This window comes from Agrobacterium sp. (genome assembly GCF_059499945.1).
In genome coordinates, this window is sequence record NZ_JCABZP010000011.1 from 257,704 (window position 1) to 283,102 (window position 25,399).

Sequence of the window (25,399 nt, forward strand, 5' to 3'; positions counted from 1 at the left end):
GCCCCGCTTATGGTTAGGCAGCCTTGCTGACCGGGACGGGCAGCGGTGAGAAGGGAATGTCGGGGTAACCGAAGGCCGCCGGCCCGACGACCTCAAGCGCGCGTGCGCTGCGCAACAGATCGTGGCAGGGGATGGCGATGACGGCCACGCGCTGGCCGTAGCGCAGCACTTCAGTGGTGATCGGATAACCGGTGTCGACATCGAGCAGGACGATCAGGTCGGGGACCGTCACTTCCACCTTGCCGTCACGGGTAAACAGCAGGAACTCGTTCTGGATGGCGACGCCCGCCGTCTGGCCCGCGCAATCATCAAAGCCGGACAGCGTGAGATCGCCGACCGCGAAACCGCCGCGCAGATGGCGCTTCAGATCGGTGATCTTGCCGTTGAAGATGCGCCGTCCGCCTTCGAGCGCGCAGACAGCCGCAATCGGGTCTTCCTGCTGCTTGCGGGCGCGGATAACCGCCTCCCCGATGGCAATCGCCTTGGTATAGGTTTTCGGAATGCCGTATTGATGCACGTAATGCGCCTGCATCGGCGCGGTCGCCAGCATCGCGCCGCCGCCCTGCGAAACGACGCAGGCACGCGCCATACGCTCGTGCCAGACCTCGGAAACGGCGTGGCTGAAGATCACGGCATTGCCGTGAAGGTCGCACATCACCGATGGCGTGGAACTGTGACCGTAGATGGAGAAGGTCGTCATCTGCATCTCAGGGAAGGCCCGGCCCATGCCGTCGCAATCGAGGATCGGCAGGCCGCCGAGCGCAGCCGTCACCAGCGGGTTCATGGAGTTGGAACCGCCGATTTCCTCGCAGACGATCGCGTCTACTGGCGTGCGGATCAGCTCTTCCATGGCGCGCAGGCAGCGCAGGCCTTCACGGCCTTCGCGGATGCGCTCGACACCAACCACCGGTGCGCCGATGCCGCCGATGGACATGCAAAGCGCGTCCGGCTCAATGGCGTCAGTCGCAAGGATCTTCATCTCGTAACCGGCCTTCATGGCCTCCAGCGCCAGAAGCTTGCCCAGATAGGGATTGCCGCCGCCGCCCGTGCCGAGAATGCCCGCACCGATTTCCAGCGCGTCGAGATCTTCCCGCGTCAGCGTACGCAATGCCGCCTCGTCATATTTCAGCTTGCGCGTCTCAGCCATGATTGGCTCCCATTTCTCCAACGACTTTCACATGAATGCGGGTGGCATTGCCGGGCAGATAGGCAAGCGGCATGTCCTCGCGCTCGATCACTTCCAGCGTTTCGGCAAGCGCGCCTGCCGCAATCGCCTTCTCGCGCGCCTCGGCCTCGGCTTCGGCAAGCGCGCTTTCACGCGTGCGCCCCTCGATCAGCGAGAAGACGCGGTCCGTCTCGCCGCTGATCTGCGCGATTGCCGCACCGACGGCATTCGCCACCGCGAAATTTTCGGGGCGGATGACTTCCAGTTCACCGATACGGTCCGGCATGAGAATGGAGCCGCCGCCAACCGCGATGACAGGCACCGGCGAGGACGAGATGCGGCTGCGTTCCACACAGGACTCGAGCATGGCGTTGATCTTTTCGACCGCAGCATCCACAAGCCGCTTGTCGAGAGTGGAAACCAGCGCCTTTTCGCCCACATCCGCCTTGCCGGACGCGACCGCGATATCCGTCGCGGTCAGGGTCGTGCCACCGAAGCAGAGCGCCTCACGGCGGACCCGGTAACCGACTGATTTCGGGCCGACGGTCAGGCCATGGTCGCCATTGACCACCAGCGAGCCGCCGCCGAGACCGATGGAAAACACATCCGGCATGCGGAAATTGGTGCGCACGCCGCCAATATCCACCGTCGTGGAAGCCTGTCGTGGAAAGCCGTGCGACAGCGAACCGACATCGGAGGTGGTGCCGCCGACATCGACCACAACGGCATCCTTGAGGCCGGTGAGGAAGGCCGCACCACGCATGGAATTCGTCGGGCCGGAGGCGAAGGTGAGCACAGGGAAGCCGCGCACCACATCCGCCGCCATCAGCGTGCCGTCGTTCTGGGTGATGTAGAACGGGCAGGTTATGCCCGCTGCCTTCAGCGCCTCGCCGAAAGCGGCAACGGTGCGGTCCGCAAGCGAAAGAAGGCTGGCATTCATGATCGCAGCACTTTCGCGGGCGAGCAGACCATGCCGTCCGATATCCTTGGACATAACCACCGGCAGGCCGGGGCAGCGCTCCTGCAGGATATCCTTCGCCCGCACTTCCATCGCATCATTGATGCCGCTGAAGACGCAGGTGACGGCCGCGGCCTTCAGGCCCTTTGCGCGGATATCGGCGGCGATGCGGACGATTTCGTCCTCATCGAGGGCTGAGATTTCGCGACCGTCGAATTCATATCCGCCGCGGACCTGATAACCGTGGTTACCAACGATTTCCCGGAGGTCATCCGGCCAGTCGACCATCGGCGGCAGGCCGGCGCCGGAAGGCAGGCCGAGCCGGATGGCGGCGACCTCGTCCATATGCCGCCGCTCGATCACCGCATTGGTGAAATGCGTGGTGCCGATCATCACGGCACCGATGTGTGCCCTGTCGATGCCCGACGCCTCGATTACCTTTTCAAGGGCTTCGATGACACCTGATGTCACATCCTCGGTGGTGGAGGCTTTCACCCCCGCCAGAACGGTTTTATCCTGTAACACAACGGCATCGGTATTTGTGCCGCCGACGTCAATTCCAACGCGATACACGTCAGGCTCCTCTTTTATCAATCGGTCGTTTTTACGAGGAAGCGCATACGCTCTTCCTCTGTCACGGTGGGTTTCAGGCGCTCTTCCTCGTCGGTGACGACGGGGATCGCCGCGATAAGGGCGCGGGTGTAGGGATGCTTCGGCTCGGCGAAAACCGCAGACGTCACCCCTTCCTCGACGATCTCGCCACGCAGCATGATGGCGATGCGCGAACAGAAATTGCGCATCAGCGACAGGTCGTGCGAGATCATCAGATAGGTCAGGCCAAGCTCTTCCCGCAGCTGCAGCAGAAGGTCGATAACGGTCTTCTGCACGGAGACATCAAGCGCCGCCGTCGGCTCGTCGAGGATGAGGATCTTCGGTTCAGCCGCGAGTGCACGGGCAATGGCGACACGCTGCTTCTGTCCGCCGGAAAGTTCATGCGGATATTTACCGAGATAGGATTGCGGCAATCGCACCAGCCCCATCAGTTCCTGCATCCGGCGTTCGCGCGCCTCACCGTCCATACCGATGGATTTCAACGGTAGGGTAAGCGTCTGCCTGACCGTGCGCTTCGGATTTAGGGAAGTGCCCGGATTTTGATAGACGATCTGCGTCAGCCGCTTGCCACGGCCGGGAGACGGGGCGTCGATGACAAGATTGCCGGAGGTCGGGCGAGAAAGTCCCATGATCATCCGGGCGACCGAGGTTTTTCCAGAACCGGACTCGCCCGCAAGACCGAAAATTTCGCCGTCCTTCAGCGTCAGGTTCACATCGCGCACGGCGTGGTAACCGTTGCGTCTGCCATAAATCTTGTTCAGGCCCTCGATGGTAACGATCGGCGAGCGTGTGCTCTGCGCCAGATCGGCGACACGGGGACCGTAGAGCGGCGGCACCGCATCCAGCAGCGAATGCGTGTAGTCCGCAGCGGGAGCGTGCAGGATTTGCGTGCAGGGACCGGTCTCGACGATGTCGCCATGGTGCATAACCACGACCCGATCCGCCACCTTACGTACGACACCGAGATTATGGGTGATCATCAGCAGCGCCATATTTTCTTCGGCAACCAGCTGGTTGATGAGATTGAGAATTTCATCCTGCGTGGTGACGTCGAGCGCGGTGCCGGGCTCATCCGCGATGAGGAGCTTCGGCTGATGCAGCAACGCAAGCCCGATCAACACGCGCTGGCGCATGCCGCCCGAAAGCTCGGACGGATAGGCATTCATGACCCGCTCGGTATCGCCAAGCTGCACGCGGCGCAGAACCGCTGCGATACGGGTGCGGCGCTCTGCCTTGGACGAGTTGATGCCGTTGCGCTTGTCGGCAAAGCGCATGACATCATCGAGATGCGTGCCGATCTTGAAGACCGGATTGAAGGAAGACAGCGGGTCCTGCATGATCAGCGAAAACGCCGTTCCCTTAAGCGCCTCGCGTTCCCTTCGCGGCATGGCGAGCACATCCCGCCCGTCGATGACAATGGCGCCGGAGGCAATAGTGGCATTCTTCGGCAAAGTGCCGATGATCGCCTTGGCGGTGACCGATTTACCCGATCCGGTTTCGCCGATCAGCGCCACCCGCTCGCCGGCTGAGACTGTGAAGGCGACATCGCGCAGCACCTGGCGCGTGCGACCGTAGTTGGTGAAGGTGACGTTGAGGTTTTCGACTTTGAGAAGCGGTTCAGTCATGGCTTTAGCTTTCCACGTCGAACATGTCACGCAGGCCGTCGCCCAGCAGATTGAAACCCAGCGTCACGTAAAGCACGGCCGCGCCGGGGCAGAGGACTTCCCACCAGAAATCCGGCATGAACTGGCGCCCATCGGCAACCATCGAGCCGAGATCGGGAGTTGGCGGCTTGACGCCGAAACCGAGGAAACTCAGCGTCGCGCCAAAGAGGATGACGAATGCCGCATCCAGCGTCGTCTTGACTGATATGACCGAGACGCAATTGGGCAGAATTTCGCGAAAGAGAATGTGCAGCGGACCCGCACCTGCAAGACGTGCCGCTTCGATATAGTCCTCGGATGCGATGGATTTCGACACCGAATAGATCAGCCGCGCATGCCAGGTCCACCATAGAAGCGTGATCGCGATCATGGCGTTCATCAAGGTGGGTTCCAGCAGGTTGGAGACCGCCAGCGCCATGACGAGGGGCGGCATGGCCAGCATCACATTCGTCAGGCCACTGATGATTTTCTCGGTCCAGCCGCCGAAATAACCGGCGACCAGGCCAAGCACAGTGCCGACCGGGACCGAGATGCCGAGCACGCCGATAACGAGAAGAAGCGAGACCCTGAGCCCGAAGACAGTGCGGGAAAAGATGTCGCGTCCGGCCTTGTCGGTTCCGAACCAGTGCTCCAGATCCGGCGGCATGTGGCGGGCACGGAAATCGACGACCGCGCCGATATGTTTGGGATAGGGTGTAAGCCAGGGCGCAAAGATCGCCAGAACCAGCACCGACAACAGGATCAGCGAACCGATGACCGCTGCCGGATTGCGGCTGAAGCGGTACCACATCATGTAACCGGCGCTTAAGCCCCGATCGGTGGGTTCGAGCATTTTCATGTCAGCCATCAGCGAGCCTCCTTGCGGCGCAGGCGCGGGTCGATGATCGAGATCAGGACATCAACGATCAGGTTCGCAACGATGAAGAACAGGCCGGCCACGAGCACCACGGCAGTCACGGCATTGAGGTCTTTCTGAAGGATGGCGTTCAGCCCGTAGGATGCGAATCCGCCCCAGGCGAAGACCATTTCGATCACGAAGGCATTGCCGATCAGCGAGGCGAATTCGAGCCCCATGATCGTCAGCGGCGCGATGGAGGAAAGCTTCAGCAGATAACGGAAGATGATGACCCGCTCCGGCACGCCGAAGCTTTGCAGGGTGAGCACGTGATCCTTGCGCTGGTTCTCGATCATCGAGGAACGCGTGATGCGGGTGATCTGGCCGATACCGGCCATGGAGAGCGCAAAGGCCGGCAGCGCAAGGTGCTTCAGCGCATCCAGCACTACATCGAACCGTCCGGCAAGCGTACCGTCGATCAGGATGAAGCCCGTCGGGCCACCCTGCCAGCCAAGTGAGTGATCGATCCTACCGATGATCGGCCAGCCGGAGAGAAAGCGAGCGGCCAGCAATTGCAGCGTGATGGCAAACAAAAAGCTCGGGATCGTCACGCCGGTGAGCGAGAGGATACGGCCGATATGGTCGAGCGGACGGTCGCGGTAATGCGCCGTGATGACGCCGAGCGGGATGGCGACGGCAAACATGAAGATGACCGAGACCAGAACCAGTTCGACGGTCGCAGGAACAGTCTGCGCGAGATCGGTGGTGACGGGGCGCTGGGAAACCAGCGAGAAACCGAGATCGCCGTGCAGGGCATTGCCGATATAGTCGAGATATTGGGCGGCGAGCGGTTTATCGAGACCCATCTCGCCGCGCAGCGCGTCCACCTGTTCCTGTGTTGCCGCGGGGCCGAGCGCCATGCGGGCGGGATCACCCGGCACCACGCGGGCGAGAACGAAAATCATGATGGACAGGGCGATCATGACCAGCACGAAAGCGCCGAGCCTGTTCAAAATCGCGACCAGCGGATGTTGCTGCATCGGTGGAACGTTCCTTGTGCATCAGTTGCCTGAGCACAAGTTTTCACCACCATCCCTTTTGAACAATCTCTGAAAGGTATAGTTTTTTGAAAGATGAGTATAGGTTTTTATGCTTAAACGCCCTATCCCTTTGTGAATGACACTCCTGCCCCGCACCCGCCTCTGCCGCCGAATCGCCAGCGAAACCGCCGGCATAATCTTTCTGCGCGCCCCGGCGGGCGCGGGAAAAAGCGTGCTGCTGGAAATGCTGGCAAAGGAGTTGGGAACGCAGATATGCCGCACGCACCAGCCGCGAAGCGATGATGCAGCAAATGACTGCCTTCTATGGGACGTGCCGGTTTTCGCACGGGCAGTGCGCATGCCCGCCGCCATTCTGGAAACGGTGCGTTTTATGGTCATTGCCTGCCGCCCGGATCAACGGATAAGCGGACTGGCCCGGCAGATCCTGCATCGCGGTTCGCTTACCATCGGACCGGATGAACTGGCGCTAGGGCAAGATGAGACCGAAAGCCTCCCCCCTCAACAGCGGCGTCTGGTACTGCAGGATTATGCAGGATGGCCGGCCTTTCTGTCGCTTGCCCGGCATCCGGATGAAAAGCTGTGTGCCGACTATCTTCGGGAAAACTACCTGCCGCATCTTTCACCCGCCCAGACGGTTGAGCTTTCATTCTGGCTCGAAAACCCCTCCGCAGAACCCGAGGCGGAATGGACAGAACTGCTGCCGCCCTTCCTGACTGGAACCCCCGAAAATCACCCCACCCTGATACGGCTTCTCACCCTGGCTGCGCGAGAACGTCTCGCCAGCTTGCAGGCCGGCAGCGCCGTGGTGGAGGTCGCATCGGCTTTTGAAAAGGCTGGACATGCGCTCGCGGCCATGGCGATGCTGCTCGACCGCGGTTATGAGACCCATGCCGCGCAAATTCTTGAACGCGCCCATGGCCGCGAACTGATCTACCGAAGCAGCGTCGACAGGTTTCGCGAGATCATCATGCGGTTTTCGCAGGATATGATCGCAACGAATGAAACCGTGCTCTTTGCCGTTACCCGCGCATTGCTGAAACAGGGTGAATTGCAGCGCGTGCGCCACCTGCTCGGCAAAAGCCTCGGATCGGATTATCTCGATCCGCTGAAGGTGCTTGCCCGGAGTTCACGTTTTTCCTTCGCCGCCCGCACCTTCCGGCTGAACCTGATGATTGCCGAGGATCTGACGCCCAATGACGCGGTGATAACGCGTCTCGCCGAGTTCATGGCCGATTATCCCATGGACGACCACGGCAAGTGGGCGGCCTATTACAATGCGCTGCTGGAGTTCGAAATTCGCCGCCGCAATTTCCGCGAGGCGGAGGCGGCTGCCGCCCGTGCGCTGATCTATCTGCGCAAGATGGGCGGGCAGCCCTTGCTCGAATTCTTCATCCACCTGCACCAGATCGTGTTGCGGCTGATGAGCGGTGATGTGCTTCTGGCGCGTCACGCAGCACAGGAGGCCCGCGCGCGGCTGGAACAGGTGCCGCATGATGCGGTGCAGGAGTTCCGGATGCTGCGGCTGGCGGAAGCCTGCCTTGCCTATGAGGCCGGAAAGCCCCGCGATCTCCTGCATTTCGTCGAACATGAATTCGATCATTTTGCTGCGGCCGAGATATGGCCGAGCCTCATGCAGTTCGCACTGCACTATGCTTCGCAGGTACTGATCGACCATTTTCCGATGACCGTTCGCCCGGGTTTTCTAGACGGTCTGTGGATTCATCTGTCGGAAGGGCTGCAATTCCATGCGATGATGGAAATCAGGACGGCCATCGCCTATCAGAACGCCAACCGCTGGGCGGATGCCGCTGCAACCCTTTCCGCGATCCGCATGCCGATGGGCCGCAACTGGGTGGAAAGTGCGCATGAGGACCTTTCCCGGCTGACGCGGCGCGATGAAATCGCCTATGTCATGGCCTGGCTGCGCGATGCGGTGCATCTTTTCACGCCGCGCGCCTATCTCTCCCGCCAGATCGACGCGATGATCGCCAACCCCAAGGTCACCAACCGCGAGAAAGTCGCGCTCAGAATATGGCAGAGCTATGCCGCGCACCAGCGTCGCGACAATGCCGCCGCCCGTGCCCATATTCTGACCGCGCTTGAATCGGCAACCCGCCTTGGCTGCAGCGGGGTTCTGTCGGAAGAGCGCGTCTTCCTGTCGCCGCTTCTCAACAATCGCCGCATCCGCAGTTTCATCGAAACCTCTTCCGATGTCCGCACCGCGCTGTCGATTTTCGCCACCTCGGTGAATTCACCGCAAGCGCGCGCCCTGCATGGCGGGCTTTCGCAGCGGGAAGCGCAGATGCTGCAACTTCTGGCCAGCGGCATGTCGAACAAGAAGATCGCCCAGACGCTTAACATTTCCGAAGTGACGGTGAAGTTTCACCTCGGCAACCTGTTCCGCAAGCTGGATTGCAAACGCCGCGCGGAGGCGATCCGCGCGGCGAAAGCACTGGGCTGGCTATAAGGTTCAGCGGTTGTTCTTCTTGCGCCATTCGGCAAAAGCCGTCTGGTGTTCTTCCTTGGTGCAGGGGTAAAGCCCGATGATCGTCTGGCCGGCCTTGACCTGCTCCACCACGAAATCTTCGTAAGCCGTCATTTCCACCGCCTCGGTCGCAACTTCGTCGGCAATGCCCGCGGGGATGACGATGACGCAATCCGCGTCACCAACGATGATGTCGCCGGGAAAGACCGGCGCATCGCCGCAGCCGATCGGGCCGTTGATTTCGATCGCCTCGTGTTTGGTCAGGTTGGTGGGGCTGGAAGGACGGGTGTGGTAAGCCGGAATATCCAGCTCGGCTATGGTGGCCGCATCACGGAAACCGCCATCGGAAACGATGCCCGCACCGCCGCGAACCATCAGGCGGGTCACCAGAATATCGCCGGCCGAGGCGGCGCTGGCATCCTTGCGGCTGTCCATGACAAGCACGTGGCCCGGCGGGCAGGTTTCGATGGCGACGCGCTGCGGATGGGCGGGATTGCGGAATTCGACGAGCTGGTTACGGTCTTCGCGGGCCGGCATGTAGCGCAGGGTGAAGGCCGGGCCGACCATGTTCTTGCCCTTGTAGCCCAGCGGGCGCACGCCCTGGATGACCTGGTTGCGCAGGCCGCGCTTGTAAAGCGCCGTCGCCAGGGTGGCGACGGAAATCGTCATCAGTTTTTCGCGCGTTTCATTGTTCATGTCTGTCTCCTCGCAATGGGCGGATGGATGTGTTTCAAGTTCTGTGAATGGGCTCGTCTATGAAGACGCCGCCCTGATATTTTGCGATCGCAGCCTCGGGATCGGGGCGCGGCACATCGCGTTCGATTTCCGCGCGGTAGCGCGCGGCATTATCGCGCCGCTGCCAGCCGAGAAAATCGACATGGGAATTATCCCACCAGCTGTCATCATTGGCGGATACGCCCCAGATGACCGGGCATCCAAGCTTCGGCACGCAGAAGGTGGCCTCGATCAGCGAAACGAAGTCGCCGTAGCTCAGCCAGGTCGACAGCATCCGCCAGTTGGAGGGCTTTTCTTCGCAAGAGCCAATCCGGACGATAGCAGTCTCCTGGCCGAATTTGGAATGGTAGAGGCTCGCCATCGCCTCGCCGAAAATCTTCGAGACGCCGTAGAGACCATCAGGCAGAAAGGGAGAATCGGGGGCAAGCTGTTTGCCCTGCGGGTAATAACCGATCGTGTGATTGCTGGAGGCGAAAAGAATGCGCGGCAGGCCGTTCAGCCGTGCCGCCTCGTAGAGATTGTAGACCCCGCGCAAATTGGCAGACTCAATCGGGTCGAAGGCCCTCTCGACGGAAACTCCGCCGAGATGAACGATGCCGTCGCAGCCCCTCACGAGATCATGGACCGCCTGCTCGTCCTCAAGCGCGCAACGAACGAGCTCTTCGTGAGGTGCTGGCGAACCGAGATCAACGACGTCAGAAAGACGAATGATTTCGGCGACATGGCCAAGCCGCCCGCGCAGCATGCTGCCCAGCTTGCCGCCGGCACCGGTGATGAGCAATCGCTTCAACATGATGGTGCCCCTTAGAAAATATCGGGCTCGCCGGCGGTGCGGCCGAAATCCGTCTGCAGGAAGTCGAAATCGCAACCTTGATCGGCCTGCGTGACATGCTTGGAGAAGAGATAACCATAACCGCGCTCATAACGCGGCGCAGGTGCCTGCCAGGCGGCACGGCGGCTGGCGATTTCCTCTTCGCTGACCAGCATGTCGAGGCGTCGCTGCGGCAGGTCGAGGCGCACGATATCGCCTGTTTTCAGGAGCGCGAGCGGGCCGCCGACGAAGCTTTCCGGCGCGACATGGAGAACGCAGGCGCCATAGGACGTGCCGGACATGCGCGCATCGGAAATGCGCACCATGTCGCGGTGGCCCTTCTTGATCAACGCCTTCGGGATGGGCAGCATACCCCATTCGGGAAAGCCGGGACCGCCGAGCGGACCGGCATTGCGCAGCACCAGAACATGATCCGGCGTGACATCAAGGTTCTCGTCGTCGATCGCCTTCTTCATCTCCGGATAGCTGTCGAAGACCAGCGCCGGGCCTTCGTGCACATGATATTTCGGATCGCAGGCAGCGGGCTTGATGACGGCGCCGTCAGGGCAAAGATTGCCGCGCAACACCGCAAGCGAGCCTTCCGCATAAACCGGATTGTCGAGCGAGCGAATGACGTCGTCGTTGTAGACCTTCGCGCCTTCGAGATTTTCACCCATGCTGCGGCCGGTTACGGTCAGCGCCGAACAGTCGAGGCGGCTTTCCAGCTGCTTCATCAGCGCGCGCAGACCGCCGGCATAATAAAAATCCTCCATCAGATAGTCTTTGCCGGAGGGGCGGACATTGGCGATGAGCGGCGTGACCCGGCCAAGTTCGTCCAGCTCGTCCAGCGTCATCGGCACGCCGGCGCGGCGCGCCATGGCGATCAGATGCACGACGGCATTGGTGGAGCAACCGGTCGCCATGGCGACGATGGCGGCATTGCGAAACGCCGTCGCGGTCAGAATACGGTCCGGCGTCAGCTCCTCGCCCACCATCTCCACGATACGCCGGCCGCAACCTGCCGACATGCGCTGGTGTTCGGCATCTACCGCCGGAATGGAGGAAGCTCCCGGCAGGGTGAGGCCAAGCGCATCGGTGATGGCGGTCATGGTCGAAGCGGTGCCCATGGTCATGCAGACACCGGCGGAGCGGGCGATGCCACCCTGCACGCCCCGCCATTCCTCATCCGTAACATTGCCGGCACGCCGCTCGTCCCAATATTTCCAGGCGTCCGAACCGGAACCGAGCACCTTGCCGGCATAATTGCCACGCAACATCGGGCCTGCAGGCAGATAGATCATCGGCACGCCGGCCGAAATCGCGCCCATGACGAGGCCGGGTGTCGTCTTGTCGCAACCGCCCATCAGCACCACGCCGTCAAGCGGATGCGAGCGGATCATTTCTTCCGTCTCCATCGCCAGCATGTTGCGGTAGAGCATGGATGTCGGCTTGGTGAAGCTCTCATCGACGGAGAGCGATGGCATTTCGACGGGGAAGCCGCCCGCTTGCAGGACACCACGCTTCACATCCTTCACCCGCTCTGGGAAATGCGAATGACAGGTGTTGAGCTCCGACCATGTATTCAGGATGCCGATGACGGGTTTGCCGACGAAATCCTCCTCCGCATAACCAAGCTGCATCATGCGCGAGCGGTGGCCGAAGCTGCGCAGGTCGTCGGGCGCGAACCAGCGGTCGGAACGGAGTTTTTTATCGGTCATGTCAATGGTCCTGCGTTGCGGGTTGCGCCTGGAGCTGTCAGTCCTGCCGGAGCGTCAGCCCGCTCGTCGTATCGAAAAGATGGATGTATTCCAGCGGCGCCGACAGACGGATGACTTCGTCAGCCGATGTCGAGGTCTGGCCGGAAAGATGCAGCGTCACCCGGGTGCCATCACCGAGAGTGCCGTAAAGATAGGACTCTCCGCCCAGCTGTTCGGCGGTGCGCACAGACATGGTCAGTGCGCCTTCGCCACCCGCCTGCACATGGTTCGGACGGACACCGAGCGTCACTTTCTGACCGGGCTTGTAGGCAAAACCGGTCTGCGGCAGGGGGATCAGTTCGCCGGTGGCGATCTTCAGGGACGGGGTTGCATCCGAAGTCACTTCGCCGGCGAAGAAGTTCATCTTCGGCGAGCCGATGAAGCCCGCCACGAAGAGATTGGCCGGGCGGTTATAGAGATCGAGCGGCACGCCGAACTGTTCGAGCTTGCCGGCGCGCAGAACGGCGATCTTGTCGGCCATGGTCATGGCTTCCACCTGATCATGCGTCACATAGATCATGGTATTGCCGAGACGCCGGTGCAGGCTGGAAATCTCGCCGCGCATGTCGACGCGCAGTTCCGCATCGAGGTTGGAAAGCGGCTCATCGAAAAGGAACACGCGCGGCTCGCGCACGACGGCGCGGCCAATGGCGACGCGCTGGCGCTGACCGCCGGACAGATCCTTCGGACGACGCTCCAGAAGCTGGTCGATCTGCAGCATCTTGGCCACCTGGTTGACCTTTTCAACGATGTCCTTCTTGGGTGTGCCGATATTCTCAAGCCCGAAGGACAGGTTTTCGCGAACCGTCATATGCGGATAAAGGGCGTAGGACTGGAACACCATGGCAAGGCCGCGATCTGCGGCCGGCACCGCGTTGACCACATCGCCGCCGATGACGATATCGCCGCCGCTCAATTCCTCAAGGCCCGAGATCATGCGCAGCAGGGTCGACTTGCCGCAGCCGGAAGGGCCAACGAAAACACAGAATTCGCCGTGCTTGATATCGAGATCGACACCCTTGATCACATCGAGGGCACCATATGTCTTTTTGACCTGACGAAGCTGAATACTTGCCATTGTCGTATTTCCTCCCTGAGGATTATTTGCCGCCCGTCGATGCAATGCCGGTGGCGATGTATTTTTGCAGGAACATGAAGACCAGCGCGATCGGCGCAAGCGTCAGCACCGTCATGGCCAGAAGATTGCTCCATTCCGTCGTCATCTCCCCCTGGAAGGAGTTGAGCGCCAGCTGCAGGGTGAAGTTGTCATTGCGGGTCAGCACGATCAGCGGCCAGAGGAAATCGTTCCAGCGCCACATGATCGCAAGGATCGCCAGAACGGCAAGCGCCGGCGCCGAGAGCGGCAGGATGATGCGCCAGTAGATCTTCCATTCGCTCGCCTTGTCCATGCGGGCGGCATCGAGGATTTCATCCGGGATCGTCAGCATATATTGCCGCAGCAGAAAGACACCGGTCGGGGTGGCGGCACCGGGAATGATGACGCCCCAGAGACTGTTGATCATGCCCAGCTGGCTGGTGATGAGAAACAGCGGCACCAGCACGACGGTCTGCGGGATCATCAGCGTGCCGACAACCAGCGCCAGCACCACGCCCCTGCCCTTGAACTGGTATTTCGAGAGCGCAAAGGCCGCCATGGAATTGACGATTAGCATGATGAGGGTTGACGTCACCGTGATGAAGGTCGAGTTCCAGAAATAAAGCGGAAAATTGAAGCGCTGGAAAAGCTCGGTGTAGTTTTCCGTGGCGAGCGCCACCTTTTCAGCAGGCTTCAGCTCGTTGAACTGCATCTTCAGGACTTCAGTGGGCTTTGCCGGGTCAACCACCTGGGCAACGAGGCCGATGCGCCTGATCATGCCGAACTTGCGGCCATCCTTGTCGACATAGGCCGGCAGCGGCGCTGCCTGCCCGTCCACCACCACGGTTTCCTGCGTATAGGGCAGGAGGCGCGGCGGGAAACGCTGCAGATCGGCTTCCGTCTTGAACGAGGAGAGCACCAGCCAGACGACGGGGCCGAACATCATCAGCACGGCCACGCCGAGATAGGCGTAGGACAGCCAGTCGGTCCAGTGCAGCTTGCCGTTGCGGCCGCGGGTACGGGTCAGAAATGCGCCAATCCTAGCCATCGACCTTGCTCCTGTTTGCCCGGAATTGCAGGGCGGTCAGCACCACGAGCACCACGGCGAGCAGCAGCGAAGCGGCAGCCGCAAGGCCGAAATTGCGGGGCGTCCCGGCAAAGCCGGTCTGATAGATAAACTGAATGATGAAGGTGGTCGCCGAACCCGGGCCGCCACCCGTGAAGGCAAAGACTTCATCGAAGGTCTGCACGCCCTTGATGAGCGACAGGACGAGAACGACGAGCATGGTGGGTGCAAGCAGCGGCAGCGTAATGCGCCGGAAGATGCGCCAAGGGCTTGCCTTGTCGAGCTGCGCCGCCTCATAGACATCGCGCGGGATCGCCTGCAGGCCGGCCAGAAGAATGAGCGTGTAGAAGCCCATATGCGCCCAGACTGAGAGGAAGACCGACCAGCCGAAGGCAAGATTGGCTTCGAGCAACCAGTCGACCGAACCGAGACCGAGGCCCTCCATCGCGGCGTTGAGAACGCCGAAACGCTGGAGAATCCACTTCCAGATCAAGGCCACAACGACGGGCGACAACAGCACGGGGAAGAAGAAGACGGCACGGAAGAACCCCCGCGCCCGGATATCGCGGTTGAGCACGATGGCCGTGATCAGCGAAAAGCCGACCATAAAACCCACCTGCAGCACCACGAAGAAAACCGTGTTCCAGACGGAGCGCCAGAACAGGTCACGCTCACAGGAATTGGGGTCGAGGTAGTTCTGACAGGAAAGAAGGACCGAGAAATTTTCGCCGCCCACGGCAGGGCGTTCGGAAAGCAATATGTGTTCGCTGCCGGTCACGGAATAGGCCATGTTCAGCACGATCGGCAGAAAGGCGAAGACCGCGAACAGGATCAGGTTTGGTGTGAGAAATACCCACGCGATCCGCCGATGGCCGAGAACCTTCTGCAGGAAGGCAAAGGGCAGTTCGACGATGCCCATGACGGGCGCAAGAAATTTATACATGAGGGTCCTCCTTCGATCCGGCGCGGCGCGGCATGCACCGCGCCGGAAGGCGATGGATCACTTTGCCTGTTTCAACGCTTCCTCGAGGTCCGTCTTCGCGCGGGCCATGGCCTCATCAACGGTGCTTTCACCGACGATGGCCTGCGTGATGCGCTGGACGGAGATGTTGAACATGGCGCGATTGTTCTTGTAACCCTGATAGGTGTAGGCAATCGGGCTGAGGCCGGGGATCTGGTCCAGCCAGGCGTTCATGGCCTTCTGCGTCGCAGGCGTCGCACCGGTATAGGTCACGCCCTTGTCGGCCACGGCCTTGTGGGCCGGAACGTTGCGGGTGCGAACGGTGAAGTCGAGATAATTCTCGTCCTGAGCGAGGAAGTTCAGGATGTCGGCAACGATTTTCGGGTTCTTGGTCTGCTTGAAGCCGACAACGCCGGTACCACCAGGCATGCCGGTGCAGGCAGCGCCACCACAGGGCTGCGGCACGACTTCCCAGTCAAACGCATCGCCGACCTGGCTGTCGAAACGCGCGGTCTGCCAGCTGCCGGAATAATAATAGACCAGCTGGCCGTTGATGAATTCCTGTGCGGCGTCACGATAGGTATTGCCGCCCTGTCCGGCCCAGACGTCGCGCGCCATGGTGCCGTCCTTGTTCCATTCGACGAATTTCTTCACGAAGGTCGTGAAGCCTTCATCGACGAGAATGGGCTTACCATCGGCGTCGAAAATCTTTGCGCCATAGGAAATGGCCGGACCGGCAATGCGGTGGCCGGAACGGTCGATGGCCATCGGATAGGGCGTACCGGTTGCCTTGGCGACGGCACTAGCAGCCTTCGCCCAATCGTCCAGCGTTGCATCCTTGCCGGGTACGGCCACATTGGCCTGATCGAACAGGGTGCTGTTGATGAAAGCGCCGGTGATGGTGAGCTGGGTGTGCATGCCGTAGATGCCCTTGTCGTCAGGGCCGCTGCGGTACCATTTCAGCACGTTCGAGAAATTGTCTTCCCAATATTTCGCGTCCACATAGGGCGTGAGATCGAGATAATAGCGGTTGAGACCGCCAAGGTCGGTTACGGTTGCGAAATCCGGGCCGCTGCCACCGGCGAGTTGCACGGGCAGGCCTTCCAGAAGCGCCTTGTAAGGCACGACGTCAGTGACGATCTTGACGTCCGTATGCTGCTTTTCGTAACGGGCGAGAATGTCCTTGAGGATCTCACAGCCGTTTCCGTCATAAGCGCAGGTGAAGCGCACTTCCTGCGCCGCCTGGGCGGCGCCAGCAAAGGACGCTGCGCCAATGGCGAGCGCCAGTGCCATGCTGTATTTTCTGGTCATCTGGTTTCCTCCCTTTAGATGATTATGCGTTGGCGGATGCGCGCGGTGCCCAGCCCTTGATCCACTCGCCTTCAGCGGCGTCGGACAGGCGAACCGGCTTTCCTTCCCTGACCGAGCGATAGATGGCGGTGACGAGTTCGATGGACTGCAAGCCGTCATGAACCGTCACTTCCTTGCCGCCGCGTCCTTCCATCGCGTCGGCAATGGCTTCGACAAAACCGGCAAAGCCGTTTTCGCCATCGGCCACCGTTGCCAGAACGGCGTCGATCTGATCCTGCGTCGTCGGTGCACGGGCGATGAAACGCCATGTGTCTTCAGCCGGGCGGTAGGGCAGCGTGCCGCTCTCGGCAGTGAACCCTTCAAAGCAGAAGCGCAGACGCGAGGTATCTTCGGCCGCACCGAGCGTGACCGAGCTCGTCGCCAGCGCACCGCTTTTCATGCGGAAGCTGAGCGCCGCGCAATCTTCGGTTTCGATCTTGTTGACGCGCGTGTCGGCCATGGCGAAAACTTCGTCGACCGGGCCGAGAACGTGGCAGAGAAGATCATGGGCGTGAATGGCGTGGCCGAGGATCGCGCCGCCGCACTCGCCCTTCCACGTACCGCGCCACGGAATGTCGTAATAGCTGGCGCCCCGGTTCCAATGGACTTCCGAGCTTGCGACAAAGGCCTTGCCCGCAAGACCGGCATCGATCAGCGCGCGCAGCTGCCGCATGGCGTGTCCGAAACGGTACTGGAAGACCGGAAACACACCGCGACCGGTCTTCTTGACGGAGTCGATCAGCGCGTTGGCCTCTTCCAGCGAGCGGACCAGCGGCTTTTCGCAGACCACATCCTTGCCCGCAGCATGCGCCTTCAGCGTGACAGGGAAATGCAGGTGCGGCGGCAGGCAGACGTCGATGAGCTGGATGCTCTCGTCGGCCAGAACCTCATCGAGATCGGTGGTCAGACGAATGGAGGTATCATCGCCGGCGACGGAGCGGGCGCGCTCCAGATCGAGATCGCAGATCGCCTTGACGACAAAGCGTTTGGGCAGTGCGCGATAGCCGCTCAGATGCTGGGCGCCGATGCCGGCGCCAATGATGGCAACACCGATCATTTCGAGACTCCCTCAGCCTTGGCCTGTGCCTGAAGCGAGAGGTCGCAGACCTTGAAGACGTGTTCCTGCGTCATTGCCGTTTCCGTGCGGTTGCGGATATCGTCGCAGATACGGGCGAAATAGGGCAAACCAGCATCGGAAGCATCAATATACTCGCAGCGGTCGCCATTCACGAGAACGAGGCGGTCGGTGCCTTCCGTATTGCCGACATCGACATATTTGCGCAGCTCGATGTAACCCTCGGTGCCGAGGATCGTCAGGCGGCCGTCACCCCAGGTCGGCAGCGCATCGGGCGTGTACCAGTCGACGCGGATATAACCGTGGCCCTTGTCACCGCGCAGCACGACTTCGCCGAAATCCTGCAGGCCCGGATCATCAGGGTTGGCATAATTGGCAACGGTGGCAGCCACGATCTCCACTTCGGTCGAGCCGGTGAAGAACATGAACTGGTCGATCTGATGGCTGGCGATATCGGTGATGATGCCGCCGTAAGCTTCACGCTCGAAGAACCACTTCGGACGGATCTGGCGGTTCAGACGATGCGGGCCGAGGCCGACAGTCTGAATGACGCGGCCGATGGCGCCCTGCGCGACGAGTTCAGCCGCCTTGGTCACGCTCGGAACTTCAAAACGCTCGGAGAAATCGACGGTCCAGATGCGTTTGGTCTTGGCCACGGTCTGGCGAAGGCGATCGAGCTGTTCGAAGGTGGTGCAGCCTGGCTTGTCGGACATGACATCCTTGCCGGCTTCCATGGCGGCGATGGCGAGGTCGGCACGCTTGGAGGGGATATCGGCAATCACCACGAGGTCGATGGTGCCATCCGCAAGCAGGGCTTCCTTCGATGCCGCACGCGGCACATTCGGGAAGCGTTTGACGAAACCTTCCACGACATCGGGTTCGCCTTCGGTCCACCAGCCGGCAAATTCCGCGCCAGCGTCCAGCAGATTCTGGGCCATGCCGAAAATATGCCGGTGCTCTATGCCAAGAGCGACGAACTTGATTGCTTTAGTCATCCTGCAGTTCCACTTCCTTGCCGGTGTCGGCCGAGTTGATGATCGCGTCGATCAATCTGTGAGACAAAAGAGCCGCGTCACCGGTGACGACCGGCGGGCGTCCTGAAGAGATGGCGTCTGCGAAATCCTCGAAGACGCCCTGATGCCATTCATGCGTGAAAGCCATGGGATCGGCGCCGCCGCCCGTGCCGGCGGCCGCGCCGCCGAAAGTCTCGTGCCGGCCATCACGCCAGTCGACATGCAACAGGCCGGAGGCGAGCCGCATACTGGCATTGTCGAAATGCAGGAGGATCGATTCCGCAGCACCGGGGAAACTTGCGGTGCTTGCGACGAGCGAACCGACAGCGCCGTTCTTGAAGCGCAGACCGGCAGAAACGTAATCTTCGGTTTCCATGCGATGGAAACGCGTCGTCGCCGCCATGGCCTGAACACGGGCGACCGGCCCCGTGAGGCTCAATGCCAGATCGATCGTATGAATTGCCTGGGAGATCAGAACGCCGCCGCCATCGCGCTCCAGGGTGCCGCGGCCCGGTTCATCATAATAGGATTGCGCACGCCACCACGGCACGGAAATTTCGCAGAGCCCCAGCGCTCCGAGCGTGCCGCCATCGACAAGCTCACGGGCTTTCTGCGATGCAGCCCGCATGCGGTGCTGGAAGATGATGCCGAGTGTGACGCCGGCGTCACGACAGAGAGCCACAAGACCATTGGCTTCCTGCGTATTCCGGGCGACGGGCTTTTCCATCAGGATGTGTTTGCCCGCTTTCGCGAGCTGTCCGACGATATCGATGCGGGCATTGGGCGGCGTCGCGATGATGGCGAAATCGACATCCGCATCGCGCGCCGCTTCCTCGACAGAGGAATAAACGACGACATCGTATCCGGCGTGTTTCGACGCTTCCGCGGCCAGCGCCCTGGCGCGGCCGGAACCACCATCAACGATTCCCTTCAGGCGAATTTTCTCAGGGCTTGCCGCACAGGCAAGCACATGCGTCTTCGCTACCATTCCGGCACCGACGATGACGCAGGTCTTGATATTTTGCATTTCGGGAGCCTCCTTCCCAATGCGCAATCATTTGCATACCGGTATGCCGGTTGTCAACACACTTGTGTTCCGGTATACCGGTTATGAAAACGCTGGAGGGTATATGCCGAAAATTCCCGTAACAGGTGGCACCGTGCCGACGATGGAACGACTGGACCTTCACCGTCCGGTCGTTGACCAGATCTATTCCGCGCTGAAATCGGCCATCCTTTCGCGGGAGCTTTTTCCCGGCCAGGCGGTTTCGGAAAACGAAATCGGGCAATCCTTCAGTTCCAGCCGAACGCCGGTGCGCGAAGCGCTGAGCCGCCTGCGGGATGACGGCCTGATCGTCACCCTGCCAAGCCGCGGGACCTATGTTTCGAGATTATCGGAAAAGAACATTCGCAGCGCGCAATTCATCCGCGAGGCCTTGGAGGTTGCAGCGGTTAGCAGGCTTTGCCAGATCGGCCTGACGGCGGAAGCCGAGCTGGAGATCGAACACGCCCTGAATGGCCAGCGTGCAGCCATGCGCCGCGGAGACAGAAAGGCTTTCCGCGTGCATGATGACCAGTTCCACAGCGCGCTTGCCGCTGCGACGGGTCTTGAGAGACTGGAAACGCTGCTGATCCGCGAAAAGGCGGGGCTGGATCGCCTGCGTGCACTCGCCATCACCGACGAGGCGCATATGGCACGCCTGCTCTCCGAACACGAGGCGGTTTACGACGCGATCAAGGCCGGGGACGAAGCCCGTGCGGCCGACGATTTGCGCAAGCACTTAAGGCGCGTCCTCGGCATTCTTTCGCAGGTTTTCGAGAACCATCAGGACTATTTCGAATAATTCTGCGGCATCTTTTTCAACGGTTCGAGCATCATGAATACGGCAAATCCCGGACAAACGCTTGCCATGTCACAGGCGAAACTTCTTTGCGACACGATGAGCACACTTGCGGAATCTCCTGTTTGGGACGAACGGCGACAGGTGCTTTTCTGGTGTGACATCCTCGGCAGAACGGTGCGGTCTGCAGCGCTTGAGCCGGGCTTCTATCGCGAATGGTCGTTCCCGCACACGGTATCGAGCCTCGGGCTTTGTCAGAACGGCGATCTTATCGTCGCCTGCGGCATGGATATTATCATCCTCGATCCGGATAGCGGCAAAACGCGCCTTCTCCATTCCATTCCGGCACCGGAAGGCATCCCCTGCCGGCTGAACGACGGACGGGTCGGCCCCGACGGCGCTTTCTGGGTGGGAACCATGCACAATGTGCCGCTCCCGGACATGCAGCCATATGGCGAACTTTGGCGGATCACCGAAAAGAGCGCCGAACGCATGCAGACCGGGCTGACATGCCCCAATGGGCTGGCCTTCTCCCAGGACGGATCGATCATGTGGCAGAGCGATTCCGTCCAGAAATGGATACGACGGCGAAAATTCGACAGCAGTAACGGCAGGTTCGATGAAGGCGTGCTGGTGGCCCAGATGACGGAAGAGACAGGAAGACCCGATGGCGGCTGTCTCGATAACAACGGCACTTATTACAGCGCAGGCGTTTCCGCCGGTCTGCTGAACGTTTTCACGCCCGACGGCAAGCAGGCGGAGGTCATCGCGGCCCCTGTCCCGCACCCCACCATGCCTTGCTTCGGAGGGCCCGATTTCAATATCCTGTTCCTGACATCACACCGCCACAACATGTCCGAGGACCGGCTGAACAAAGCACCATTTTCGGGCGGCGTCTGGGCGATCCCGACACAGACAAAAGGGTTCGCCGGCTTCCGTTTTGGCGACGATGGATAACGCCCGGAAGCCGGGTTCGAATTCCTATTCCTCCCGGAAGGCGCGGCTGATCTGGTCCGTCAGCGGCTTGGCGATATAGGACAGCGCCGTCCTTTCGCTGGTCTGAATGAAGGCCTCGGCCGGCATGCCCGGCACCAGCGGCGCATTGTTCAGCTTCTGCCGCTCGGAGACCGGTACGGAAATTCGTGCCAGATAATAGGAGAGGCCGCTACGCTGATCGGTGGTGATGTCAGCCGCAATGCGGCTGACATGGCCTTCCAGTTCCGGCGTGACCCGCTGGTTGAAGGCAGTCATGCGCAACATCGCCTTTTGCCCCACCTGCAGCTGATCAATATCCTTCGGAACGATCTGCACCTCCAGCGCCAGCTCGTCACCGTCAGGGACGATGAGCATGATCGGATCGGCCGGGGTCACCACGCCGCCCACGGTATGCACGGCCATTTCATGCACCATGCCGGATTGCGGCGCGACGATATCGATGCGCTTCAGCTGATCTTCGGCGGCGACCTTGCGCTCGACGAATTCCCCCATCTGGGCCTGTATCTCGCGCAGTTCCCGACCGACCTCGGTTCGTAATTCCTGATCGATCTGCAGGATTTGCAGCCTGGTTTCGGTGATGCGCCCCGCCGTCTGCGCCTGATAGGCGATTTTTTCGCCGCGCTCACCGCCGAATGTCGCGGCCTGTGTCTGCAGGCTGTTCAGCCGCTGCACGGACACGACACCCTGTTCGCGCAGGGATTTCTGCGAGGTGATTTCAGCCTCCAGCACGGCAAGGCCGTTATCATAGGCGACTTCCTGCGCCTTTAGCCCTTCGATCTCATGTTCGAATTGGGTGATGCGTTCCGAAAGCTGCGCTTTCCGCCCTTCGCGGTAAGATTTGCGGAATTCGAACAACTTGGTTTCACTGCGCATGGCGGAGGCGACATCGGGATCGTCCTTTCGCACGATGAGAGTCTGCGGAAAGACGAGTTCCGGCAGATCGTCACGCTCGGCCTCCAGCCTTGCCATCCTCGCATTCAACTCATCCAGACGTTTGGTGACGATGGCGAGATTGGCGCGGGTCTGGGTAGCGTCGAGGCGCATGACCACATCGCCGGCCTTCACCCTGTCGCCCTCGTTCACCAGAATTTCACCGACGACACCGCCGCTCGGGTGCTGCACCTTCTTGCTGTAGGAATCCACCACCAGATGGCCGGAGGCAACCACCGCGCCGGCAAGATTGGTCGTCGCGGCCCACCCGCCGACACCACCCAGCAGCACAACGCCAGTGGCAAGACCGGCAAGAAGATGTTTGCGGATGGAGTGGGACACATGGCTGCGCTGATCAATGTTTGACATCCGCATCTCCTTCCTGGCTGCTTTCTTCACGGACCTCTTCCAACACAGCAACCTGAGGCTGGGTATTGGCGACGACGCGCAGCGGCGAGACCGTCTGGGCGGATGCGGTAAATCCCTTGGCTGTCTGCGCCTGCGGAGCGCGCAGCACCTTCGACAACACCTCGTCGCGCGGGCCGAAGGCCTTCATCCGTCCCTCTTCCATCATCAGAATGAAATCGACGGCACCGATGGCGCTCGGCCGGTGGGCGACGACGACGGCGATACCGCCCCGCGCCTTGACCGAAGAAATCGACTTCACCACGGCGGCTTCGCCTTCCGCATCGAGATTGGCGTTCGGCTCGTCCAGCACGACGATGAAGGGATCACCATAAAGAGCCCGGGCAAGACCGATGCGCTGGCGCTGCCCGGCGGAAAGCGCCGAACCCGCCTCGCCGATATCGCTGTCATAACCCTTTTCGAAACGCAGGATCAGCTCATGCGCGCCGGCAGCCCTGGCCGCCGCGATGATGGCCTCGGGATCGGGATTATCCTCGAAACGGGAGATATTTTCACCGATCGTGCCGTCGAACAGTTCAACGCCCTGCGGCAGATAACCTATATGGCGGCCGAGCGTTTCCCGGTCCCACTGATCGAAACTTGCGCCGTCCAGTCGTACCTTGCCGGCAGCCGGCATCCACGCGCCGGCGAGAATGCGCGAAAGCGTGGATTTACCCGAGCCGGAGGGGCCGATAACGCCGAGCGCGTTTCCAGCGCTCACGACAAAACCGAGCCCGGTGACCGTCGGCTTTCTCTCTCCCGGCGGAACGATGGTGACGTTTTCGACCCGCAATTCCTTTTCAGGCTTCGGCAGCGCCATGGCGGCGGCATTGGCCGGCATCTGCGCGAAAAGCTCCCTCAGCCGCGCCCAGCTCTGGCGGGCGGCCACGAAGGACTTCCAGTTGGAGATGGCAAGATCAACGGGCGCCAAGGCCCGACCCATCATGATCGAACTGGCGATCATCACGCCGCCGGAGGCTTCCTGGTTGATGACAAGCCATGCCCCAACAGCAAGAATGGCCGATTGAAGCACCACCCGAAGGGATTTTGCAATATTGCCTAGACCGCCGGCCACATCACCCGCCTTGCGATTGGCGGCGAGATAGGCCTCGTTGGAATTCTGCCAACGTTTGCCAAGCCGACCACCCAGCCCCATGGCCTGCACTACTTCGGCGTTACGGCGCGAGGCCTCCAGCTGCCGGTTGCGGGCCATGTTTTCCACCATGGTGTCGCGGATCGGCTTCTGGGAGAAAATATTGGTAAGGATCGTAAGGGAGACGAGCAGTATCGCGCCGGCAAGGGCCGTAACGCCGATCCAGAAATGAAACAGAAAACATATGCCGAGATAAAGCGGCATCCACGGCAGATCAAAAAACGCCGTCGGCCCCGTGCCGGACAGAAAACCACGCACATTGTCGAGATCGCGCAACGGCTGCAGACCATCGCCCGGCATGCGATTGACGAGCGGCAGGCGCACCACCGCATCATGCACCCTGCCGGAGTGGCGCATATCAAAGTCTTCGCCGATACGGATCAGGACACGCGCGCGGATGATATCGAGCAGGCATTGAAAGCCATAAAGGCCAAGTGCGAGAAGAGCGAGCCCGACCAGTGTCGGCAGGCTACCGCTTGCCAGCACCCTGTCATAGACCTGCAGCATGAAGAGCGGCGACGTCAGCGCGAGTATGTTGACCACGCCACTGACGAGCGCGACGCCGAGAAACGTGCTTTTAAGGGGCGAAACAACCGCCGCAGTGAGGGACTGCGGCGGCGTCTGCTGGTGGTTTTGAAAGCCCACAGCCTGTTTTTCCTTTACGCGGCAAGCGCCGATGCGTTGGCAAAAATGAAGTCCGATGCATCGAGCACATTTGCATCAACGCCATTCAGCGTGATGGAGACGGAAGTGTCTGCTGCAGAAAGGATAACGGCATTTCCGTTATCATTATACCACAACAAATCGTCCACCGAAGTTGCGCCCCAGGCGGAAACATCGAGCGTATCCGTGCCATCCTGATAGCCGTAGGTTCCGGTTGGGCCGGCCTGCACGACATCATTACCGCCGGAGAATACGAAGGTATCCGCGCCGGCAAAGCCGGTCAGGGTGTTGGAGGCAGCCGTGTCCTCGATCACCGTGCCGGTGGCCGCAAAATAATCATAGAAGCCGGCCAGCGAACCGAAGCGGGCAAGCTGGTAAACCGCGAGATCGAGAAGATCGCGCGCGCCGGCGAGCGAGTAGGCGCTGTCGGGATCGATCAGCAGTTCCTGCTGGCTGACGGCGATGCCGCTGGTGGACTGGCTGTAGCCGGTGCCGAGAACGATGCTGTCGACCGAACCCGTCAGGTTGCCCTGGGAGTACTGCAGAGCGCCGCTCATGACGATGCCCTTGCCGCCGGAGCTGCCATCGCCCCACGCCTCATAGGTCGTGTTCGGATCGATGGTGGTGGTGGCGAGAGAGCTGGTCTGAGCGTCGTAGAACGCACCATAGGTCGAACCGAAACCGCTCGTCCAACCGTTGAGGTAACCGATCAGGTCGGAGGAAGACTGCGTCAGTTGAATTGTGGTAGCCATAGGTGTACTCCTTTG

General features: G+C 60.9%; 21 protein-coding genes. 3 read left to right on the top strand and 18 right to left on the bottom strand.

What is annotated here, in order from left to right; genetic code table 11:
• Window positions 1–13: 13 nt before the first annotated feature.
• Genes AC5I5B_RS10150 through AC5I5B_RS10170 form a run of 5 tightly spaced genes read right to left on the bottom strand, consistent with a single transcriptional unit; the run spans window position 14 to window position 6,274 of the window.
• Window positions 14–1,147, bottom strand: a complete 1,134-nt coding sequence (locus tag AC5I5B_RS10150; protein ID WP_112346558.1) for an S-methyl thiohydantoin desulfurase family protein — start codon at window positions 1,145–1,147, stop codon at window positions 14–16.
• Entirely contained in the window at window positions 1,140–2,696 is a 1,557-nt protein-coding gene (locus AC5I5B_RS10155; RefSeq protein WP_112958585.1) for a hydantoinase/oxoprolinase N-terminal domain-containing protein, read from the bottom strand. Before AC5I5B_RS10155 ends, AC5I5B_RS10150 begins: the two co-directional genes overlap by 8 nt.
• Window positions 2,697–2,713: 17 nt before the next feature.
• The gene (locus AC5I5B_RS10160) at window positions 2,714–4,360 is read right to left on the bottom strand and encodes an ATP-binding cassette domain-containing protein (RefSeq protein WP_112958584.1); all 1,647 of its coding nucleotides are present in this window, start codon (window positions 4,358–4,360) and stop codon (window positions 2,714–2,716) included.
• Between the two features lie 4 nt (window positions 4,361–4,364).
• Complete coding sequence (locus AC5I5B_RS10165) at window positions 4,365–5,246, bottom strand: ABC transporter permease (protein ID WP_019564714.1); 882 nt, start codon at window positions 5,244–5,246, stop codon at window positions 4,365–4,367.
• Window positions 5,246–6,274: an ABC transporter permease gene (locus AC5I5B_RS10170; protein WP_111797146.1), complete on the bottom strand. Its 1,029-nt coding sequence runs from the start codon at window positions 6,272–6,274 to the stop codon at window positions 5,246–5,248. Before AC5I5B_RS10170 ends, AC5I5B_RS10165 begins: the two co-directional genes overlap by 1 nt.
• A 136-nt stretch (window positions 6,275–6,410) precedes the next feature.
• Between AC5I5B_RS10170 and AC5I5B_RS10175 the strand changes: the two genes are divergently transcribed.
• Entirely contained in the window at window positions 6,411–8,762 is a 2,352-nt protein-coding gene (locus AC5I5B_RS10175) for a helix-turn-helix transcriptional regulator (RefSeq protein ID WP_162724166.1), read from the top strand.
• Window positions 8,763–8,765: 3 nt separating this feature from the next.
• Here the strand turns inward: AC5I5B_RS10175 and AC5I5B_RS10180 are convergent, their stop codons facing one another.
• From AC5I5B_RS10180 to AC5I5B_RS10225, 10 genes are read right to left on the bottom strand one after another with little or no spacing between them, the layout of a single operon-like run.
• The gene (locus AC5I5B_RS10180; RefSeq protein WP_003506768.1) at window positions 8,766–9,476 is read right to left on the bottom strand and encodes a ribonuclease activity regulator RraA; all 711 of its coding nucleotides are present in this window, start codon (window positions 9,474–9,476) and stop codon (window positions 8,766–8,768) included.
• 34 nt (window positions 9,477–9,510) lie between these two features.
• Window positions 9,511–10,308, bottom strand: a complete 798-nt coding sequence (locus AC5I5B_RS10185) for an NAD-dependent epimerase/dehydratase family protein (RefSeq protein WP_111780369.1) — start codon at window positions 10,306–10,308, stop codon at window positions 9,511–9,513.
• 11 nt (window positions 10,309–10,319) lie between these two features.
• Window positions 10,320–12,044 (bottom strand): L-arabinonate dehydratase, encoded by a 1,725-nt coding sequence (araD, locus tag AC5I5B_RS10190; RefSeq protein ID WP_060724821.1) that lies wholly within the window; start codon window positions 12,042–12,044, stop codon window positions 10,320–10,322.
• Window positions 12,045–12,081: 37 nt separating this feature from the next.
• Window positions 12,082–13,161, bottom strand: a complete 1,080-nt coding sequence (locus AC5I5B_RS10195) for an ABC transporter ATP-binding protein (RefSeq protein ID WP_112952805.1) — start codon at window positions 13,159–13,161, stop codon at window positions 12,082–12,084.
• 22 nt (window positions 13,162–13,183) lie between these two features.
• Window positions 13,184–14,227, bottom strand: coding sequence for a carbohydrate ABC transporter permease (locus AC5I5B_RS10200; RefSeq protein ID WP_060724823.1), 1,044 nt, complete (start codon window positions 14,225–14,227; stop codon window positions 13,184–13,186).
• A complete protein-coding gene (locus AC5I5B_RS10205) occupies window positions 14,220–15,188 on the bottom strand; it encodes a carbohydrate ABC transporter permease (RefSeq protein ID WP_003506778.1) in 969 nt (322 codons plus the stop codon). The genes AC5I5B_RS10200 and AC5I5B_RS10205 overlap by 8 nt, the downstream gene beginning before the upstream one ends.
• Before the next feature lie 57 nt (window positions 15,189–15,245).
• Window positions 15,246–16,517, bottom strand: coding sequence for an ABC transporter substrate-binding protein (locus AC5I5B_RS10210; RefSeq protein WP_495752622.1), 1,272 nt, complete (start codon window positions 16,515–16,517; stop codon window positions 15,246–15,248).
• Between the two features lie 22 nt (window positions 16,518–16,539).
• Window positions 16,540–17,613, bottom strand: a complete 1,074-nt coding sequence (locus AC5I5B_RS10215; RefSeq protein ID WP_003506782.1) for a Gfo/Idh/MocA family protein — start codon at window positions 17,611–17,613, stop codon at window positions 16,540–16,542.
• A complete protein-coding gene (locus AC5I5B_RS10220; RefSeq protein WP_020808678.1) occupies window positions 17,610–18,626 on the bottom strand; it encodes a Gfo/Idh/MocA family protein in 1,017 nt (338 codons plus the stop codon). Before AC5I5B_RS10220 ends, AC5I5B_RS10215 begins: the two co-directional genes overlap by 4 nt.
• Window positions 18,619–19,671 carry a Gfo/Idh/MocA family protein gene (locus tag AC5I5B_RS10225; protein WP_111791754.1) on the bottom strand — a complete coding sequence of 351 codons (1,053 nt, stop codon included), beginning with the start codon at window positions 19,669–19,671 and terminating at the stop codon, window positions 18,619–18,621. The genes AC5I5B_RS10220 and AC5I5B_RS10225 overlap by 8 nt, the downstream gene beginning before the upstream one ends.
• Window positions 19,672–19,774: 103 nt before the next feature.
• On the opposite strand from AC5I5B_RS10225, the gene AC5I5B_RS10230 reads away from it, so the two are divergent.
• Together AC5I5B_RS10230 and AC5I5B_RS10235 are read left to right on the top strand one after the other, a co-directional pair.
• Complete coding sequence (locus AC5I5B_RS10230) at window positions 19,775–20,488, top strand: GntR family transcriptional regulator (RefSeq protein ID WP_020808676.1); 714 nt, start codon at window positions 19,775–19,777, stop codon at window positions 20,486–20,488.
• A gap of 33 nt (window positions 20,489–20,521) precedes the next feature.
• On the top strand, window positions 20,522–21,442 hold the full coding sequence (locus tag AC5I5B_RS10235; protein ID WP_162691101.1) for an SMP-30/gluconolactonase/LRE family protein: 921 nt from the start codon (window positions 20,522–20,524) through the stop codon (window positions 21,440–21,442).
• Window positions 21,443–21,466: 24 nt separating this feature from the next.
• On the opposite strand, the gene AC5I5B_RS10240 is transcribed toward AC5I5B_RS10235, so the two are convergent.
• The 3 genes from AC5I5B_RS10240 to AC5I5B_RS10250 are packed head-to-tail and all read right to left on the bottom strand — an operon-like array spanning window position 21,467 to window position 25,384.
• Window positions 21,467–22,780, bottom strand: coding sequence for an HlyD family type I secretion periplasmic adaptor subunit (locus tag AC5I5B_RS10240; RefSeq protein ID WP_003506792.1), 1,314 nt, complete (start codon window positions 22,778–22,780; stop codon window positions 21,467–21,469).
• The gene (locus AC5I5B_RS10245; protein WP_111797143.1) at window positions 22,767–24,614 is read right to left on the bottom strand and encodes a type I secretion system permease/ATPase; all 1,848 of its coding nucleotides are present in this window, start codon (window positions 24,612–24,614) and stop codon (window positions 22,767–22,769) included. Before AC5I5B_RS10245 ends, AC5I5B_RS10240 begins: the two co-directional genes overlap by 14 nt.
• A gap of 14 nt (window positions 24,615–24,628) precedes the next feature.
• Window positions 24,629–25,384 (bottom strand): hypothetical protein, encoded by a 756-nt coding sequence (locus AC5I5B_RS10250; protein WP_003506796.1) that lies wholly within the window; start codon window positions 25,382–25,384, stop codon window positions 24,629–24,631.
• Window positions 25,385–25,399: the final 15 nt, after the last annotated feature.